Here is an 18,663-nt window from a genome sequence, read left to right as displayed (position 1 = left end):
AAAATAACGATGAAAATGAACGTAACGGAAACCGTAAAACAGGCCTGTGGCCACTGGCCGAACATTCTCCCTGCGCTGGGTGTGAAGGTGATTAAAAACCGCCATCAGTCCTGCCCGGTGTGTGGCGGCTCTGACCGTTTCCGCTTTGACGATAAAGAGGGGCGCGGGACGTGGTTCTGCAATCAGTGTGGCGCAGGTGACGGGCTTAAGCTGGTAGAGAAAGTGTTTGGCGTGACCCCGTCAGAAGCTGCCGGGAAGGTGAACGCCGTGACCGGCAATCTGTCGCCGGTTGCCCCGGAAGTGATTGCGGCCGCAGAGGCTGAAACGGAGGCCGACCGCAAAGCGGCGACCGCGCTGGCTGTCAGGCTCATGGAGAAAACCCGACCGACCACCGGCAACGCCTACCTCACCCGCAAGGGTTTCCCCGCTCTGGAATGTCTGACGCTCACCGTCATGCATAAAACCGGCGGCGTGACGTTCCGCGCCGGGGATGTGGTTGTCCCGCTGTCTGACGATACCGGCGCACTGGTTAACCTTCAGTTTATCAATGCTGATGGTCTCAAACGCACCTTGAAAGGCGGTCAGGTCAAAGGGGCATGTCATATCATCGAAGGGAAAAAACAGGCCGGAAAACGCCTGTGGATTGCGGAAGGTTATGCGACCGCGCTCACCGTGCATCACCTGACCGGGGAAACCGTCATGGTGGCGCTGTCCTCCGTGAACCTCCTTTCTCTGGCGAGCCTTACCCGTCAGAAGTCCCCGGCCTGTCAGATTGTGCTGGCCGCCGACCGTGACCTGAACGGCGACGGCCAGAGCAAAGCCGCTGCGGCCGCAGATGCCTGTGAGGGCATTGTTGCCCTGCCGCCGGTGTTCGGTGACTGGAATGATGCGTTTATGCAGAAAGGTGAAGAGGCCACGCGGAAAGCCATTTATGACGCTATCCGGCCACCGGCGCAAAGTCCGTTTGATACCATGAGCGAAGCGGAATTTACCGCCATGAGCGCCAGCGACAAGGCCTTGCGGGTGCATGAGCATTACGGCGAAGCGCTGGCGGTGGATGCGAACGGCCAGCTCCTGTCCCGCTATGAAAACGGCATCTGGAAAAATATCCCTGCCGCCACTTTTTCACGGAATGTGGCTGATTTATTCCAGCGCTTACGCGCCCCGTTCTCGTCGGGGAAAATCGCCTCAGTGGTGGAGACCCTGAAACTGATTATTCCGCAGCAGGACGCACCGGCGCGCCGTCTGATTGGTTTTCGTAACGGGGTACTCGATACCGCCACCGGCACTTTCAGCCCGCATCATAAATCGCACTGGCTGCGCACGCTATGTGATGTTGATTTCACCCCACCGGTGGAGGGCGAAACGCTGGAAACCCACGCCCCTTATTTCTGGCGCTGGCTTGACCGCGCTGCCGGTAGCAAACCGGAAAAACGCGATGTGATTCTGGCCGCGCTGTTTATGGTTCTGGCGAACCGTTACGACTGGCAGCTCTTTCTCGAAGTCACCGGCCCCGGCGGGAGCGGAAAAAGTATTCTGGCCGAAATTGCGACCATGCTTGCCGGGGAAGATAACGCCACGTCGGCTACCATCGAAACGCTGGAATCACCACGTGAGCGCGCGGCGCTGATTGGCTTCTCGCTGATACGGCTGCCTGACCAGGAAAAATGGAGCGGTGACGGTGCAGGACTTAAGGCCATCACAGGCGGTGATGCGGTATCGGTCGACCCGAAATACAAGGATGCGTACTCCACCCATATTCCGGCGGTGATTCTGGCCGTGAACAATAACCCGATGCGATTTACCGACCGTAGCGGCGGTGTTTCCCGTCGCCGGGTGATCCTGCATTTCCCGGAACAGATTGCCCCGGAAGAGCGCGACCCGCAGCTCAAGAACAAAATCGCCCGCGAGCTGGCCGTGATTGTACGCCAGCTAATGCAGAAGTTCAGCGATCCGATGATCGCCCGCACACTGCTCCAGTCACAGCAGAACTCCGACGAGGCGCTCAGTATTAAACGCGACGCCGACCCGACATTTGATTTTTGTGGTTACCTTGAAGCACTGCCGGAGCCTGAGGGGATGTATATTGGCAATGCCAACATCATTCCGCGTCAGCCGCGCCTGTATCTGTATCATGCCTATCTGGCGTATATGGAAGCCCACGGCTACAGGAATACCCTGAGCCTTACCATGTTCGGTAAAGGACTGCCAGCCATGCTGAAAGAATACGGGCTAAGTTATGAGAAGCGCCGGAAAAATCAGGGCATACAGACCAATCTCGCGCTAAGAGAAGAAAGCAACGCCGACTGGCTGCCAAAATGCGATGACCCCATAGCGAAATAACCTGACCTGACCGGCAATTGCCGGTCTTTTTTTACCTGCAAAACGGCAAAAGTGAACAGTAAAGTGTTCACTGTTCACCAACCATTCACCGTGTAACGTAATGATTTCAATAAACAAAAATACACAGTGAACAGTGTGAACAGTTTTTCTAAAAAAAAAGTTTTTTTCTTGATGTGATCTATCCAAAAACAGGTTCACTTAACCACAGGAAGCGCTGCAACAAATCTCCATTGGTATACGCTTAGGTATACCAATGAAAGTTGAATTGGATAAAGTCACATAATAACAGATAGTTACGTGAATTATTCAGACTCCGCCAGCCCACCAAATAATGATCCGGATACGTCCGGTGAAGTACAGAAAGCCCGTACGGCACAAGCCCTGCGGGCTTTTTTACATCTATTGCCGCCTGGTGAGGATTGCTGAGAGCCTCACGGGCATTGACGTCAAATGACGCAATGGGTGACAGGGCAAAACGCCAAAAGTCTCACCAATAACTCCCGAAAGAATTGGAATACGAGAGTCAAAGAAAATGGAACTCCAGCCTGGCTGGGGCAAAGCTCTCAGTCAGGCTGTCGAACATAAAGATAAGCAGTTGCCCGTGAGACGCCAGGATGTTGGGCTACAGTATCCATAGATTTGCAAAAATTCAGCAGACCTTCTTTGCGAAGCTTTAATGATCAATTCTTTTCTGTCAGCTGCTTTAAGCGTCCTGGCCGTAGTGGCACGAGCAGCGGCGAAACTATCTATGCGCTGTCGAATGGTCTCTGTTCCTCCAGGATCAATATTTTCTCACGGAATTTTTTATTACCGTATGCGTTATTCAGCGTAGTCCGAAGACGTGATCCTGCTCACCCAGTCAAACATAACTTGCATATGATTGCCATTGGGTTTCCTCACACCAACCTGACACGCATTTACGCCTGTCGTTTTGCCAGTCAAAACCTGTCCATACTTCATATAGATTTTGATACCGACTCCCTGTTTATAGCACTTATTGCAAATCGAGAAATAATCTCTTCTTGATGGAGTATCTTGCTGAAGATTAAATTCGTCAGCCGGCACCAGCGAAAGATTAAAAGCGTCATTACCTGATAATTCTTCAAGAATTGCCAGAGACTCTAATTTAACTTCAATGCGCTTATTTCCTTTAGGTTTATCCGAAGCCAGAATCAAATTTTCCCTCGGATTAAACTTCGCAATGTAGCCTGTGATTATCCGGGCATTATTACTCACCAATCGAACAGGGATATCATTAAAACGTAGAAATTGAACTCGACGAGCAAGCATAGAATAATCCCGCGGCCATATTTCAGCCTCTCGCCCGTAGGAAATATCATTTACAGCCATACATTCCATAAAGATATATTCATCTATGCTGAATGAAAAAGCCCCGAATTCACGGGGCTGAATAAAACGAAATAAATTAACGTAACAGAGACAGCACGTTCTGCGGGACCTGGTTAGCCTGCGCCAGAACGGAAGTACCAGCCTGCTGCAGAATCTGCGCGCGAGACATGTTGGAGACTTCAGTCGCATAGTCGGAATCTTCGATACGGCTACGCGCTTCAGACAGGTTGTTTACGGTATTGCCCAGGTTGGTGATAGCGGAGTTGAAACGGTTCTGTACCGCACCCAGGTCAGAGCGCAGCGCATCCACCTGCGCCAGCGCGGCATCAATTTTCTGCAGCGGGTTTTCGGTGGTTTTAGCGGCTGCTTCAGCCAGCTCTGGTTGTGCTTTGAAATCATGACCAGCGGCTTTGCTGGCATTATAGGTTTTACCGTCGATAGTAACGACTTCGGTTTTACCGTCTACGCCACCCAGTTGGTTAGCCGCTGTTTTGGTAGTGCCGTCAGCAGCGGTATAACTTGTGGTTTTAGCTTTAATTGCTCCTGTCGCTTCATCGTAATCTGCGGCGTAATACTTATCGCCAGCTTTAAGCGCATAACCGCCTTCAATTGTCTTACCATTTTTATCGGTATAAGACATTTTGACCAACTCAGCGCCATTAGCATCGGTAGCGTCAACGCCGCCAGCAATTAAGGCATTTTTAGCATCTGCGGAAACAACTGCCGGTGTATCTTTTAACTCCTGTACTTCTGTTTTAGTTGTCGCACCAGCAGGCATTGTGGTTTTAGTTGCGCCAGCCGCAAGGGTTACTGTACCGTCAGTAGCAACGTTAACTTCATAATCGCCATTTTTGTCGAGATCAGCACCAGTAAAGCCACCAATAGTAACAAAGTACTTGTTATTATCTGCGTCAAATTTAACCGCACTACCTGTTACACTAGGTGCACCATTCGTACCACCCGTAGCCGCTTTAATAGCTGCATCATCAAGACCCGATACATCCAGTGTAGTACCATTATTGGCATAAGCTTTCGTTGTTACTGCTGTATCTTTCACATCATACGCTTTCTACACGTTCAGTGAATCCAGACCCAGGGTCTGAGAGTTGATCTGCTTCAGATCGATATCGATAGTTTCACCATCGTTGGCACCAACCTGGATGGTCAGGGTGTTGTCCTGCGCCAGGACTTTCACGCCGTTGAACTGAGTCTGGCCGGATACACGGTCGATTTCGTTCAGGCGCTGGGTGATTTCAGCCTGGATGGAGTCGAGGTCAGACTGGGAGTTGGTGCTGTTAGCAGACTGAACCGCCAGTTCACGCACACGCTGCAGGTTGTTGTTGATTTCGTTCAGCGCGCCTTCAGTGGTCTGCGCAATGGAGATACCGTCGTTAGCGTTACGGGAGGCCTGAGTCAGACCTTTGATGTTCGCGGTAAAACGGTTAGCAATCGCCTGACCTGCCGCATCGTCTTTCGCGCTGTTGATACGCAGACCAGAAGACAGACGCTCGATAGCGGTGCCCAGTGCGGACTGGGATTTGTTCAGGTTATTCTGGGTCAGCAGCGACAGACTGTTAGTGTTGATTACTTGTGCCATAAAATTTTCCTTTTGGAAGGTTTTTGATAAAGCAATCTCCCATGAGAAAAGCGACTAAAATTCTTCTTTATCTGATGTAAAGGAGAAAATCATGGCTACTATTGGGTATATTCGGGTGTCAACAATTGACCAAAATATCGATTTACAGCGTAATGCGCTTACTAGTGCAAATTGTGACCGCATTTTTGAGGACCGTATCAGTGGCAAGATTGCAAACCGCCCCGGCCTGAAACGAGCGCTAAAGTATGTAAATAAAGGCGATACTCTTGTCGTCTGGAAATTAGACAGACTGGGCCGCAGCGTGAAAAACCTGGTGGCGTTAATATCAGAATTACATGAACGTGGAGCTCACTTCCATTCTTTAACCGATAGTATTGATACCAGTAGCGCGATGGGGCGATTCTTTTTTCATGTAATGTCAGCACTGGCCGAGATGGAGCGAGAATTAATTGTCGAGCGAACCCTTGCCGGACTGGCTGCCGCCAGAGCGCAAGGACGACTGGGAGGGCGCCCTCGGGCGATCAATAGACATGAACAGGAACAGATTAGCCGGCTATTAGAGAAAGGCCATCCTCGGCAGCAATTAGCTATTATTTTTGGTATTGGCGTATCCACCTTATACAGATACTTTCCGGCAAATCGTATAAAAAACGAATGAATTAAAATAAAAATCACAACAGGATGGATATAACATTTTTGTAATACAGACGTATGGCATGAATAAACCGAAAGGGTATACGAAAAAGACAGCATCTAATAAAAAAGAGAAAAAATTCAACGCATTAACATATATAGTATAACACACTCACGATAAAGCCTATGTTATATCCAGCTATAGACGACATCGCTCAAAACACTACCAGACGCAGTGTTCACATAGAAAGGCTTTTTAATCAAACTGTTAGATGTAAGCATTTACGGATAGAAAAAGTAGTAAAGTTTATGCCTTAAGTGTCGATAACCTGGATGACACAGGTAAGCCTGGCATAACATTGGTTATCAAAAACCTTGGTTTTCAAGAACCAATAAATCGTGTGGCTGATGCGCTATAAAAATCGCAGAGCGGTGACGATATTCCGCATAAGGAGCTGTTCGTTCGCAACATTCGAACGGTGACGTTAAAGCCGGTTTCATTGGCTAATGAAGACGAAGGGGACAAAATTACTACAGAGTTGATACCACAGAGATAGTCCAGGCTCGCAGGTGATACGGGATTTAACGCCGGAAAGTCTGCACAGAACACGATCTGCCGCCGGACACCATTAAATTGCCCCGCAACGCGTTATCAATACTACTACCTACGCTTCCCGTTACCTTGTTGTCGGTACGTTTACCTCAGTGTCTGAAAGGTTATTTGCAAAGTTATCATTAATAATCCACGGGCGTCTGGTATGCGAATCCAGTTCCCCAATCCTGGCGCTTTGCCTGTGCGACCATACGCGCGTAAATAAGCCTGAAACCAAACTTCACCGCTTAACGCTCTCCTCTTTCCCGATTTTTACGCAAAAAATCATCACATGATCAAGTGTCGTATTAGTTATTGCATTTTACAAATGATATTGGTAATTATTATCATTCTCATTAACGACTTGTTCGATTTATGACGTGGAGAGAGAGGATTTCTCATGCGTATTCTGTTTGTCGGTCCACCACTGTATGGACTGCTATACCCTGTGCTGTCCCTGGCGCAAGCGTTTCGTGTTAATGGCCATGAAGTGCTGATTGCAAGCGGTGGAAAATTTGCACAGAAAGCAGCCGAAGCTGGGTTGGTGGTATTTGACGCTGCGCCTGGTTTCGATTCGGAAGCGGGTTATCGCCGTCAGGAGGCATTACGAAAAGAAAATAACATTGGAACAAAAATGGGGAACTTCTCATTCTTCAGCGAAGAGATGACTGACCCGCTGGTCGCGTTCGCCGGGCAGTGGCGACCAGATCTCATCGTCTACCCTCCCCTTGGGGTCGTTGGACCACTGATTGCCGCTAAGTATGACATTCCGGTAGTGATGCAAACCGTCGGCTTCGGTCATACGCCCTGGCACATCAAAGGCGTGACGAAATCACTTTCTAACGCCTACCGCCGCCATGGGGTCAGCGCGCCACCAAGAGATCTGGCGTGGATAGACGTCACACCGCCCAGCATGAGCATACTGCAAAATGACGGAGAGCCGGTTATCTCCATGCAATACGTCCCGTATAACGGCGGCGCCGTCTGGGAAGAATGGTGGGAACGTACACCTGATCGCAAGCGTCTTCTGGTCAGCCTCGGCACCGTCAAACCGATGGTGGATGGCCTGGATCTGATTTCCTGGGTAATGGATTCTGCCGGCGAAGTAGATGCCGAAATCATCCTGCATCTTCCGGCAAACGCCCGCTCGGATTTACGTTCACTGCCGCCGAATGTCCGTCTGGTCGACTGGCTTCCGATGGGCGTTTTCCTTAACGGTGCCGACGGTTTTATCCACCATGGCGGCGCAGGCAACACCCTGACGGCGCTGCATGCCGGCATTCCGCAGATAGTCTTTGGTCAGGGTGCCGACAGACCCGTCAATGCCCGCGCCGTGGTCGAGCGCGGATGCGGAATTATTCCCGGTAAGAGCGGGCTTACGAGCAGCATGATCAATACCTTCCTCGGTAATCGCGCGCTTCGCGAGGCGTCGCAGGAGGTCGCGGCGGAAATGGCGGCCCAGCCTTGCCCGACCGAGGTGGCAAAAAAACTGATCGCCATGCTGCAACACAGCTAACCGCGGCAGCGCAATGACAATGTGGCGGCTGAACCCAGCGTGTGTCGCCATATCTCATCTTTCACCGATAAGGAGGCTTAATGCCCGCGACTCATTCCCCCATGCCCGCTCGTGCCTGGATAGTTCGCCTTGCCCGCGTGTGTTGGGAACGTAAAACACTGAGCATCATTGTCATCGTAGCATCAGTATCGACTATTTTACTGGCTGCGCTGACGCCGCTAATAACGCGTCAGGCCGTCAATGACGCGATAGCAGGCGATACGACCCACCTGCCGTTACTTGCCTGCGGCCTGCTATTAATTGCCCTTTTTGATTTTATCGGGAATTACGTGCGCCGCGGCTATGCCGGGGAACTCTCGCTGTGGGTTCAGCATACGTTACGTAGCCGTGCGTTCGACAGTATTCAAAAACTGGACGGCGCAGGCCAGGACGCCTTGCGTACCGGGCAGGTCATTTCGCGTACCAACAGCGATCTTCAACAGGTACACACCTTGCTACAGATGTGTCCGGTGCCGCTGGCGGTGCTCACTTACTATGTGGCCGGTATCGCGGTGATGCTATGGATGTCGCCATCCATGACGCTTATCGTGATTTGCGTACTGGCCGCCCTTGCTATTACCGCCCTGCGCGCCCGTCGCCGTGTTTTCGCGCAAACGGGGCTTGCCTCAGACCGGCTGGCGCACATGACGGAACATATGCGCGAAGTATTGGAACAGATCTCAGTGGTGAAGTCCTGCGTGGCGGAGTTACGCGAAACGCGTTGGCTCGATGGTCAGTCGCGGCAGATGGTGCGGGTACGCATCGGTGCCGCTATCTCGCAGGCGATGCCGGGCGCAACCATGCTGGCGCTACCGGTGATAGGGCAGATCGTCCTGCTGTGCTATGGCGGCTGGTCGGTAATGAATGGGCGCATCGATCTGGGAACCTTCGTTGCGTTCGCGAGTTTTCTCGCTATGCTGACCGGCCCCACCCGCGTACTGGCATCGTTTTTGGTTATTGCACAGCGCACACAGGCGTCGGTAGAGCGCGTCTTCGCGCTTATCGACACGCGTTCTCGCATGGAAGACGGTACTGAGTCGGTTGAGGGTCAGATTATTGGGCTGGACGTGGAGAAGATGAGTTTCCACTACGACAACGGTAACCGTATCCTCAATGAGATCTCCTTTTCCATTCACGCCGGTGAAACCGTGGCAGTGGTTGGCGCATCCGGCTCCGGGAAATCAACATTGCTGATGTTGCTGGCGCGCTTTTACGATCCCACCTCCGGCGGGGTGTGGCTCAACACCACTGCGGGTCAACAGAATATTCGCGACCTGAAACTGACGGCGCTTCGTCGTCGCGTTGGCGTAGTGTTTGAAGACGCGTTTCTGTTTGCCGGTACGGTGGCGGAAAACATCGCCTATGGGCACCCGCAAGCGACTCAGGACGACATTCGACGCGCCGCCGATGCCGCAGGCGCCAGCGGGTTCATCAATGCGCTACCGCAGGGGTTCAACACCCGACTGGCCGAACGCGGAAGCAACCTCTCCGGCGGCCAACGCCAGCGTATTGCGCTAGCCCGGGCACTGATTACCGCGCCGGAACTGCTGATTCTCGATGACACCACCTCGGCGGTCGATGCCGGTACTGAAGCGGAAATTAACACGGCTCTTGGTCGTTATGCCGATAATGAGCATATGCTGCTGGTGATTGCACGTCGCCGTTCAACACTGCAGTTAGCCGATCGGATCGTCGTGCTGGATAAAGGCCGCGTCGTGGATATCGGTACCCAGGCGGAGCTGGATGCAAGGTGTCCGACGTTTCGCTCGCTGATGAGCGGCGAGGGGGATTTTCTCGCCCTCGCCCCGGCGGAACAACGTGCGCTATGGCCAACAACGCAGGCGGCAAAATCCGACGACGCGCATGAGCGCCAGACACCCGCCGGAAAAGGTTTTGTCGACCGGATGACGCGCGTTCCGGAACGCGCCGTACAGATGGCGCTGGCAGGCCACGGGCGTCAAGTCTCATCGTTGCTGACGCCAGTAGCCTGGATGTTCGTCATCGCCGCCCTGCTTATCGCGCTTGATTCCGCCGCAGGCGTTGGCGTGCTGGTGCTTTTGCAGCGCGGTATTGACTCAGGCGTTGCCGCAGGGGATATGTCGACTATTGGCATATGCGCCCTGCTCGCGCTGTGCCTGGTGGCGATCGGTTGGTGCTGCTATGCGCTGCAAACGATCTTCGCCGCCCGCGCGGCAGAGTCGGTACAGCATACGGTACGCTTACGCAGCTTCAGCCACCTGCTACGCCTGAGTCTTCCCTGGCACGAGAAGCACATCGACTCGCGTCTTACTCGCATGACCGTCGACGTTGATTCACTCGCCCGATTTCTGCAAAACGGTCTTGCCAGCGCGGCCACCAGCATCGTGACGATGGTCGCTATCGCCGCGGCAATGTTCTGGCTTGACCCCATTCTTGCGTTAACGGCATTAAGCGCCGTGCCTGTAGTGGTGCTGGCGACGTGGATTTACCGCCGTTTGAGCTCGCCTGCCTACGCCCAAGCACGGCTGGAAATTGGTAAGGTGAACAGTACGCTTCAGGAAAAGGTCTCCGGTATGCGGGTAGTACAGTCACACGGCCAACAACAGCAGGAAGCCGCCAGGCTACGGGCGTTATCAGACAACTTCCGCGCCACCCGCGTGCGGGCGCAAAAATACCTTGCCGTTTATTTTCCGTTCCTGACCTTCTGCACCGAGGCTGCCTATGCCGCCGTGCTTTTAATCGGAGCGACCCGGGTCGCCGAAGGCGAAATGACGCCCGGGATACTGGCGGCGTTCTTCCTGCTATTGGGACAATTTTATGGCCCGGTACAGCAGTTGTCAGGCATTGTTGATTCCTGGCAGCAGGCGACCGCCAGCGGCAAACATATCAATGCGCTATTGGCGACTGAGGAAACGGAGAATATTGAACCGTCATCCATAACGCCTGGCACTGGCGGCGCGCTACGTCTGGAGGCATTGACATTCCGCTATCCCGAAAAAACGCAACCTGTGCTTGATAAGCTCTCGCTCACCATTCCGCCAGGAACGGTAGTCGCGGTGGTCGGACGTAGCGGCGCCGGCAAATCGACGCTGATCAAGCTGCTGGCCGGGCTCTACTCTCCCGGCAGCGGGCAAATCCGTGTCGGTGAGCGCCTAATTGATGCCGCGTCGCTTAGTGATTATCGTCGCCAGACGGGGCTGGTCACTCAGGATGTCGCATTATTTAGCGGCGATATTGCCGAAAATATCCGCTATTCGCGGCCAGACAGCAGCGACACGGAGGTGGAGATCGCGGCGCGACGGGCGGGACTCTTTGAAACTGTGCAACATCTGCCGCTGGGGTTTCGTACTCCGGTCAATAACGGCGGCACGGATCTGTCCGCGGGCCAGCGTCAGTTGATTGCCCTCGCCCGCGCCCAACTGGCGCAGGCGCACATTCTGCTGCTCGACGAGGCGACAGCGCGTATCGACCGCAGCGCCGAGGAGCGCTTAATAACCTCGCTTACCGGAGTGACGCATACCGAGAAACGCATCGCGCTTATCGTCGCGCACCGACTGACCACCGCTCGCCGCTGCGATGTTATTGTCGTAATCGATAAAGGATGTATCGCTGAATATGGCAGCCATGAGCAGTTGATAGCGGCTCATAGCCTGTATGCTCGTCTGTGGCGGGACAGCGTCGGCCAGACACGCGATACGAAAGGAGAGGTCACAGGATAGTTTTTATCGCCACGATTTACGCAAAAGAAAGCCCGCAAGCGGCTGTTCCTGTAACAGCCGCTTTAGCTATTGATACTGACCGAAATATAAATGAGATGGAATACAGAAAATGAGACTGAGCCCGCCCGTCGCTCCTGTCGCTATACAGACCGCTACGCGCCTTCGCCGCCAACTCGCCGCCGGAAGCCAGGTTGACGCTTCTCACTTCTGGCGAGAAGCAAACTCGCTCGCGCTGCCGCTGGTGACAGCCATTAACGACGCAGACGATGAACGGGAAGTCACCTTCCTGTGGCGTGCCGCCTCTCCTCTGCGGGGGGTTTATGTCCGCCTGAACCGTGTCACCGATAAAGATAACGTGGCGAAAGGTATGATGACGCAACTGCCCACAACGGATATCTGGCATCTGACGCTTCGCTTACCGGCATCCTACTGCGGTTCCTATACGATGGTCGAAATACCACCGGAAACCCCGGACGAGACGGTGTTGCAGCTTGGAAGCCGTTTCGCCTCCCTTGTCGGGAAGGCGGACCCGCTGAACAGCACGCCGGGAATAAATGTTCGGGGCAATGCGCAGGAATCCGTTCTGGCGCTGGATCACGCCCCGGCACAGGAGGAGTGGTCAGGCTGTCGCGCTTACGCCGGGCAGCTTTTCACCTCAGAACATCGGCTCGCCGGACAACGTCGCCGTGTGCGGCTGTATCTTCCTGACGTTCCTGTCGTACAACCGCTGGGCTTACTGGTACTCACGGATGGCGAGATCTGGTTCGACCATCTTGGGGTAAGTGCCGCCATTGACGCTGCCATCCGCAGCGGACACATCGCGCCGGTGGCCGTACTCGGCATTGATAACATCAATGCGCGTGAACGCGTCGCAATCCTCGGCGGTCGCCGCGAGCTGGTGCTCGACATTGCCGAACGCCTGCTGCCAACCCTTCGCGCCAAATACCCGGAACGGCGGTGGGCGGACCGTACACAAACGGTGCTGGCAGGGCAAAGCCTCGGCGGCGTGACCGCGCTGATGGCGGCCCGCCACGCGCCAGAGAGCTTCGGCCTGGTGCTGAGCCACTCCCCCTCAATGTGGTGGACGCCGGACAACCGCAATCGCCCGGACCATTTCAGCGCAGAAGAGCGTTCATGGGTCAGCGAACATGTGTTATCCGCGCCCTCGCCAGCCGTACGTACGCATCTGTGCGTGGGATCGCTGGAAGGTTCGACGGTCCCGCAGGTCAAACAGTTGCATGAAAAATTGCGCACCGCCGGCGTCGAAAGCCATTGCAGCGTGTACACCGGCGGTCACGATTATGCCTGGTGGCGCGGCGCGCTGATTGACGGATTACGTCTACTACCCCGATAAAACTTCACCTGCCAAAAAGGAATCACATCCGATGTATGGTCGCCAGTACCACAACAAGTGCTATCGCATGGCGCTATTTTTAGTGAGTTTTTGTTCTAGCGCGCTGAGTTATGCGCAGCCGGATATGCAGCCATTAGGGCCGAATATCGCTGATAAAGGTTCGGGATATTACCATTTTAGGGTCAATGACTTTCAATCTGCCGATGGCGCAAGACATTACCGGGTATGGACCGCTATTCCCAATAAAGCCGCCCCGCCGTCGGGTTATCCTGTCTTATATATGTTGGACGGCAACGCAGTGATGGACAGGCTGCCGGAGGCGTTGCTCAAACAACTGGCAGACCACTCGCCGCCGGTGATTGTGGCGATTGGCTATCAGACTAACCTGCCGTTTGATCTTAACGGCAGAGCTTATGACTATACGCCGGCGCCGGGAATCGATCGCGAAGGCAGTGAAAATAACCCGCGTTTTCATCGTAAAACCGGCGGCGGGCCAGCGTTCCGCCAGCTACTGGAGAGACATATCGCGCCGCAGGTGGAACAAGGAATAACCATCAACCCCGAACGGCGCGGGGTATGGGGACATTCTTATGGCGGCCTGTTCGTTTTGGACTCCTGGCTGTCGTCATCCTTCTTTCATATCTATTACAGCGCCAGCCCGTCACTCAGCAGGGATAACTTTGCTCTGTTGAATCGCCTTACGACAGTGAAGCCGTCGCCGTTCTGCCATAAAAAACTCATCATAATGGAAGGTTCAGCGTCGAATGGGGATAGCAGGCAACGCCAGATGGCCGAGCTCCTGCAAAAAGTTCAGGAGACCGTGAGAACGCTTGAGAACAACGGCGTTAACGCGGCCCTGCAGCATTACCCGGGCCTGGGCCACGGGCCCATGTTTAACGCCTCTTTTCGCAGTGCATTGCTGGATATCAGTCGCGAACCGGCAAGCCAAAAACCACGCTGCCATTAACCCGCCGCCAGAATATGCCCGCCAGCGGCGGGCATAATCCATCAAAACGAGGCCGTCACACCGGCATAATAAGCCCGACCCGGTTCGTTATAGGTATTTGCCCCTTCGGCGGAGCGATAGATCTGTTTATCGAAGATATTGCTGATACCGACATTAAGACGCAGGTTCTTGTTGATATCGTAATTAACGTTAGCGCCGACCAGTGAGTAAGCCCCCAGCGCTTTCCCGGACAATCCTTTGGTCTCTTCACTACGCGACTCCGCATGTGTTCGCGGTTTTTGCTTGCCGTATAACGTCCAGTTGACGTTAGCGGAGAGCGCGCTGGTAATAGTCCAGTCGAGGAAGGTATTCACCGTATATTTCGGGATTATCGATAAGGGATTGCCGGTATCTTTTTGCTCAGAAGCGATCATATAAGTCGCATTGGTATTCCAGTTCAGACGGTCCGGCATCAGCGGAACAGCCATGCTGGCTTCAATACCTTCAATCAGCGCTTTACCGCCGTTCTGCCATTGCAATACATAAGCGCCAGATGCGCTTCTGCCAATAATTTTATCACCTGCGACAATCTTATTCTGATAATCGTTACGGAAATACGTGACGCTTGCGTGGTAATCGTCTACGGTAAATTCCAGCCCAATCTCTTTATTAATGCTAATTTCAGGATCGAGGTTCTTATTACCGACCAGGTAACAGCCGCCCGACGTAATATCTTTTGGACAACCGTTTCCTTTCGAATAGAGTAAATACCCCTCACTGGTTTGATACAAGTTCGGTGCCTTAAAGGCACGGGCAATACCGGCTTTCACCTTGACGTATTCACCTAACTCCTGGGAAAGGTTAAGACTGGGACTAAAATTACTCCCGGATTCGCTCAAATAGTCAAAACGCAGACCCGGAATAATATTGGTACCGGCCATGGGTTCGATATTATCTTCAACGTACAGCGCACTGATTTCCGATTTATTTTTGCTGCTACGGTTAGCCGCCGAACCGGATATCCCGGCGATATTGCTATCCTTAACCGTCAGACTGGTAGAGGAAGGATCGTTCAGTTCATCGCGGTTCCACTCCGCGCCGACGGTGAGCGTTTGCTCAAATAGCCATATCACCGGGACATTCACCTCGCCGCTGGTGCGATACGAGGTCAGGCGGTTAGTGGTGAACGTCTGGTCGTTGGTAATACGCCCCTCGCCGCCGCCGGAGAGCCCCTCATTCATGCGGGTATTATCGGTTTTTTCATAGTAGAACCCCAGGCGGCTTTGCCCCCAGTCCCAGATGCCGTTATGAGTTAGACCGTAATTCTGCCGGTACAGGCGATTGGTCTCCCGCCCGGACTGCGCGAGACTTTTAGTAACCGCGTTCGAAGTACTGTTTTGCGTATCGCCGGCATAGATATTCCCCTGCCGACTGTATCCCGCTTCAAAATCAAGGATTTGCTGCGGGGTCATTTTCCATGAGAAGACGCTATTAATATCTTTATTGGTGACCCCCTCCCGTCCGGCGGCATTTTTGGTACCGGCGGAGGAGTTAATATCCCAGCTGTCGGCATCGGTTCTGTTGAGATTACCGTACAGGCGCATCGTCAACGTATCACCAGCCAACGGGCCGCTAAGGCTAAAGTTACCCCGCCGGGTGTCACCTTCTTTGCTGCTTTCCGGCTGGTTGGTATAGAGCGACAGCGAGCCGTGCCAGTCGTTAGTCGGACGTTTGGTGATGATATTCACCACCCCGCCAGCGGCACCGGAGCCATAGCGCGCGGCGGCGGGCCCACGGATCACTTCAATACGTTCTACCATCTCCGGCGGTACCCAGTTCGTATCGCCACGGGTGTCGCGTTCTCCGCGCCAGCTATAGCGAACCGAATTTCGCGACGTCACCGGCACGCCGTCAATCAGCACTAAGGTATTTTCCGGCCCCATACCACGAATATCAATTTGTCGGTTATTTCCGCGCGTCCCCGAGGCGCTATTGCCGGTAAGATTAACCCCAGGCATCTTACGAATAATATCGGCAAGATCGTTAACGGGAGGATTCTTTTGAATATCGTCACGAGTAATAATCGAAACGCCCGGCTGTTGCTTTAATACTTGCTCGGCGGTGGATTCAACCACCATCGTTTCGCCGTTGTCGTCAGTAGATTCTGCTGCTGATAATGGACTATTAACCCCTGTAGAAACCACGGTTATTAACCAGATGAACTTCTTAACTCTCATACCCATTCCCTAAATAATGTCTAAAGTAGCGCTGTTGCCCTCAAGCTCACATCCTTGCCAGGTTACGTCTATATAGTAATTATTATCATATGCTAATAATAATAATTATCATTCAATTAAGGAAAAGGCAATCTTTCGACCACAAAAATCTGGTAATAAAAAAACGGAAACGGGATTTTGCAATATGACTCTCTGTCCGGGCTCCGCTTTGCCAGTAAATCCGGGAAGGGGGCAGAATGCGCCTACTGAACGGAGGTTTTACAAAACAGAAATAGATAAAATAAAACTATTTTTCAGATCGTTAATCACAAGAAACACCCAGGTAAGATGGTATAGCACGGTTCAGGGTTCACCGCCGCTTCCCTGCCGACGGCGAACCATTCTTACAGTTTGCTAGCGACTTTCCGTCTGGGTAATGGTGGGATCGGATACGATTGTAGTCATTCGATATATGACGATGAAAGTGATGTTGGCGCCAAAATACAAAGCGCCTGGTAATATTTATCAGGCGCTTTGCAGACTGAAAACCATCAAACATCGGTTTCTCGTTCCCCAGGATCTACCGGGAAAAATGGCAACCCACAGTTAGTGGATTTTACTGTCGGGTCTTGCCAGGGATGTTGTGTTACCCCCAGATCTTTTAAAAGACCTCGTAACAGCACTAACTCGCTGGGTGTCATTTTTTGCTTTGATTCACCCCCTTTAGGTGGACGAATATCCTCCTGACTAGTACATGTAACACAATAACCTTTTAACTCTATCCATTTAGGCGCGGGGGGGCCCTTAGGATCGGGAGGCGTCGGGCTGGCAACGCACGAACAGGCACTTATACATCCAGGCATAACGTTTTCCTTTTCAAACAATTCACTTTAGTTGGAAGTTCTACTTGAGAAAATAGAAATAGTTATTCAGATATTTTTACCGTCGCATACTCCTGTAATAATAAAAGATACTTTAAATAATTTACTCCCAGCTACTATTCAGTAGCAGATTGTTATTCTTACATTGCTTTTATTTCAGATTTACGTCAAATAGGGCTAAATATTTTCACTATAAAATACGTTAAAAAGTGTTTGTGTACTCGTAGACATTGTGGCGTCTTCAGTACGCAAATCGGTTAGTGTACAATCTTTAAAACAGGTATTGTTTAAATTAGCCTCAGCCAAATCAGCCCCGTCCAGGTTCGTAGAAATGAAACTAGCCTTTCGCAGGTTTGCCCGGGTTAAGACAGCGCCTTCCATAATTGCAGCCATTATAGTAGCACCCTGTAATGTCGCACCGCTCATATCAGCACGTATAAGGGTTGCGCCTGAAAGATTAGTGTGATCCATATTTGCACCGGAGCAATTACATTCTATCATGCTACAGCCTAACAGACTCGCGTGTTGTAAATTGGCGCCAGTAAGATTAGCGTGATCGAGGGTAGCGCCACACATAATGCTATCTTCCAGACAGGCGTTCTTGAAATTACTGTCGCCTAGTGATGTTCCCGATAGATTTGCGCCCTTAAAATTTGCACCTTCACAATCCGCCATAAACAGCACTGCCCCCTCTAAATTTGCGCCGCTTAAGTCTGCGTCACATAAATTTTCTGCCGTCAGATTTGCTCCGGTAAGGACAGCGCCTTTAAGATTCATGCCTCCCTGGGCAGTTAATATTACAGAATCCTGAGGGAGAGAAAATTCGCATCTGAATAGTAAAGCTCGGCATATTTTTTCAAAAGAGGCAAGCGGAATTTCTCTTGTCTCAGAATGGTCGCCTTTACTGACTCGTACAATAACTTGTCCAGCTTCGTTATTCTCACCAGGAAGATTAAATTCGACACGACACCCATCCATATCATCCAGGATGATGTTTTCTGGCAACGGAGCACCTCTGTCAGGCATTGTACTTTTCAATGTCTCAGCCATAGTCTCTATCAATTCCTGATATTGTGTTTCATTTCTCCGACGTATCCCACCACAGGTAAAAAAGTTAATGATATATTCCAGAATGGTTTTGGGAGAGGTGGCTTGCCGCATAGCAGCAGAAGTCCCCGCGCCAAAAGCAGATGTAGCCATACCAGCCAGACTATCGAGTGAACGCTCCATAATATTTTCTCCCAGAGAGAGCAACACAGTATATGATAAAATTTATCATATAGATTTGCATTTAGAGATAAGGTGAATACCCCCTTTGCGTCTGGTTACATAATCACGCATCACGACGCTTTGCTGTCTGACTTACACAATACCAGCCAAATAAATATATTGGCTTATACTCGTCATACTTCAAGTTGCATGTGCTGCGGCTGCGTTCCCTCACCCCAGTCACTTACTTTAGTAAGCTCCTGGGGATTCGCTCGCTTGCCGCCTTCCT

10 protein-coding genes and 2 pseudogenes are annotated in these 18,663 nt (G+C 52.1%); 6 read left to right on the top strand and 6 right to left on the bottom strand.

The features are described from left to right. The first annotated feature begins 9 nt into the window (after positions 1 to 9). Positions 10 to 2,343 (top strand): primase-helicase zinc-binding domain-containing protein, encoded by a 2,334-nt coding sequence (locus LCS67_RS05345; protein ID WP_023198743.1) that lies wholly within the window; start codon positions 10 to 12, stop codon positions 2,341 to 2,343. Positions 2,344 to 2,906: 563 nt separating this feature from the next. Here LCS67_RS05345 and LCS67_RS05340 read toward each other — a convergent pair. From LCS67_RS05340 to LCS67_RS05330, 3 genes and pseudogenes are all read right to left on the bottom strand, one after another. After that, positions 2,907 to 3,135 (bottom strand): annotated as a pseudogene (locus LCS67_RS05340) (helix-turn-helix domain-containing protein); the annotation flags it as partial. Positions 3,136 to 3,162: 27 nt separating this feature from the next. Then, entirely contained in the window at positions 3,163 to 3,702 is a 540-nt protein-coding gene (gene fljA, locus LCS67_RS05335; RefSeq protein ID WP_000388998.1) for a phase 1 flagellin gene repressor FljA, read from the bottom strand. 67 nt (positions 3,703 to 3,769) lie between these two features. Beyond that, positions 3,770 to 5,290, bottom strand: a pseudogene (locus tag LCS67_RS05330) (FliC/FljB family flagellin). Positions 5,291 to 5,381: 91 nt separating this feature from the next. Between LCS67_RS05330 and hin the strand changes: the two are divergent. The 5 genes from hin to LCS67_RS05305 all read left to right on the top strand — a co-directional run bounded on the left by hin (position 5,382) and on the right by LCS67_RS05305 (position 14,089). Next, positions 5,382 to 5,948, top strand: a complete 567-nt coding sequence (gene hin / locus LCS67_RS05325; RefSeq protein WP_000190918.1) for a flagellar phase variation DNA invertase Hin — start codon at positions 5,382 to 5,384, stop codon at positions 5,946 to 5,948. Between the two features lie 967 nt (positions 5,949 to 6,915). Continuing rightward, complete coding sequence (gene iroB, locus LCS67_RS05320; RefSeq protein ID WP_001221111.1) at positions 6,916 to 8,031, top strand: salmochelin biosynthesis C-glycosyltransferase IroB; 1,116 nt, start codon at positions 6,916 to 6,918, stop codon at positions 8,029 to 8,031. A gap of 80 nt (positions 8,032 to 8,111) precedes the next feature. Then, complete coding sequence (gene iroC, locus LCS67_RS05315) at positions 8,112 to 11,768, top strand: salmochelin/enterobactin export ABC transporter IroC (RefSeq protein ID WP_080097260.1); 3,657 nt, start codon at positions 8,112 to 8,114, stop codon at positions 11,766 to 11,768. A gap of 109 nt (positions 11,769 to 11,877) precedes the next feature. After that, entirely contained in the window at positions 11,878 to 13,122 is a 1,245-nt protein-coding gene (locus tag LCS67_RS05310) for an esterase family protein (RefSeq protein ID WP_001528721.1), read from the top strand. Between the two features lie 31 nt (positions 13,123 to 13,153). Then, on the top strand, positions 13,154 to 14,089 hold the full coding sequence (locus LCS67_RS05305) for an alpha/beta hydrolase (protein ID WP_031571333.1): 936 nt from the start codon (positions 13,154 to 13,156) through the stop codon (positions 14,087 to 14,089). Positions 14,090 to 14,130: 41 nt separating this feature from the next. Here LCS67_RS05305 and LCS67_RS05300 read toward each other — a convergent pair whose 3' ends face one another. The 3 genes from LCS67_RS05300 to pipB2 form a co-directional block, all read right to left on the bottom strand. Then, positions 14,131 to 16,305, bottom strand: coding sequence for a TonB-dependent siderophore receptor (locus LCS67_RS05300; protein WP_001747679.1), 2,175 nt, complete (start codon positions 16,303 to 16,305; stop codon positions 14,131 to 14,133). A gap of 530 nt (positions 16,306 to 16,835) precedes the next feature. Continuing rightward, the gene (locus LCS67_RS05295; RefSeq protein ID WP_077463764.1) at positions 16,836 to 17,168 is read right to left on the bottom strand and encodes a hypothetical protein; all 333 of its coding nucleotides are present in this window, start codon (positions 17,166 to 17,168) and stop codon (positions 16,836 to 16,838) included. A 174-nt stretch (positions 17,169 to 17,342) separates the two neighbouring features. Next, positions 17,343 to 18,395 (bottom strand): SPI-2 type III secretion system effector PipB2, encoded by a 1,053-nt coding sequence (gene pipB2 / locus LCS67_RS05290; RefSeq protein WP_000442272.1) that lies wholly within the window; start codon positions 18,393 to 18,395, stop codon positions 17,343 to 17,345. Between the last annotated feature and the right edge of the window lie 268 nt (positions 18,396 to 18,663).

It is taken from the genome of Salmonella sp. A7, assembly GCF_020181675.1.
Lineage (GTDB): Bacteria > Pseudomonadota > Gammaproteobacteria > Enterobacterales > Enterobacteriaceae > Salmonella > Salmonella enterica.
The sequence above is the reverse complement of the archived record's forward strand: the minus strand, read 5'-3'. Positions and strand labels throughout refer to the sequence as shown.

What these genes read in the sequence shown, in the direction of transcription:
- iroC (WP_080097260.1), top strand. Translation starts at nt 8,112, where the DNA reads ATGCCCGCGACTCATTCCCCCATGCCCGCTCGTGCCTGGATAGTTCGC.
- iroB (WP_001221111.1), top strand. Translation starts at nt 6,916, where the DNA reads ATGCGTATTCTGTTTGTCGGTCCACCACTGTATGGACTGCTATACCCT.
- LCS67_RS05305 (WP_031571333.1), top strand. Translation starts at nt 13,154, where the DNA reads ATGTATGGTCGCCAGTACCACAACAAGTGCTATCGCATGGCGCTATTT.
- LCS67_RS05300 (WP_001747679.1), bottom strand. Translation starts at nt 16,305, where the DNA reads ATGAGAGTTAAGAAGTTCATCTGGTTAATAACCGTGGTTTCTACAGGG.
- pipB2 (WP_000442272.1), bottom strand. Translation starts at nt 18,395, where the DNA reads ATGGAGCGTTCACTCGATAGTCTGGCTGGTATGGCTACATCTGCTTTT.
- LCS67_RS05310 (WP_001528721.1), top strand. Translation starts at nt 11,878, where the DNA reads ATGAGACTGAGCCCGCCCGTCGCTCCTGTCGCTATACAGACCGCTACG.
- hin (WP_000190918.1), top strand. Translation starts at nt 5,382, where the DNA reads ATGGCTACTATTGGGTATATTCGGGTGTCAACAATTGACCAAAATATC.
- LCS67_RS05345 (WP_023198743.1), top strand. Translation starts at nt 10, where the DNA reads ATGAAAATGAACGTAACGGAAACCGTAAAACAGGCCTGTGGCCACTGG.
- fljA (WP_000388998.1), bottom strand. Translation starts at nt 3,702, where the DNA reads ATGGAATGTATGGCTGTAAATGATATTTCCTACGGGCGAGAGGCTGAA.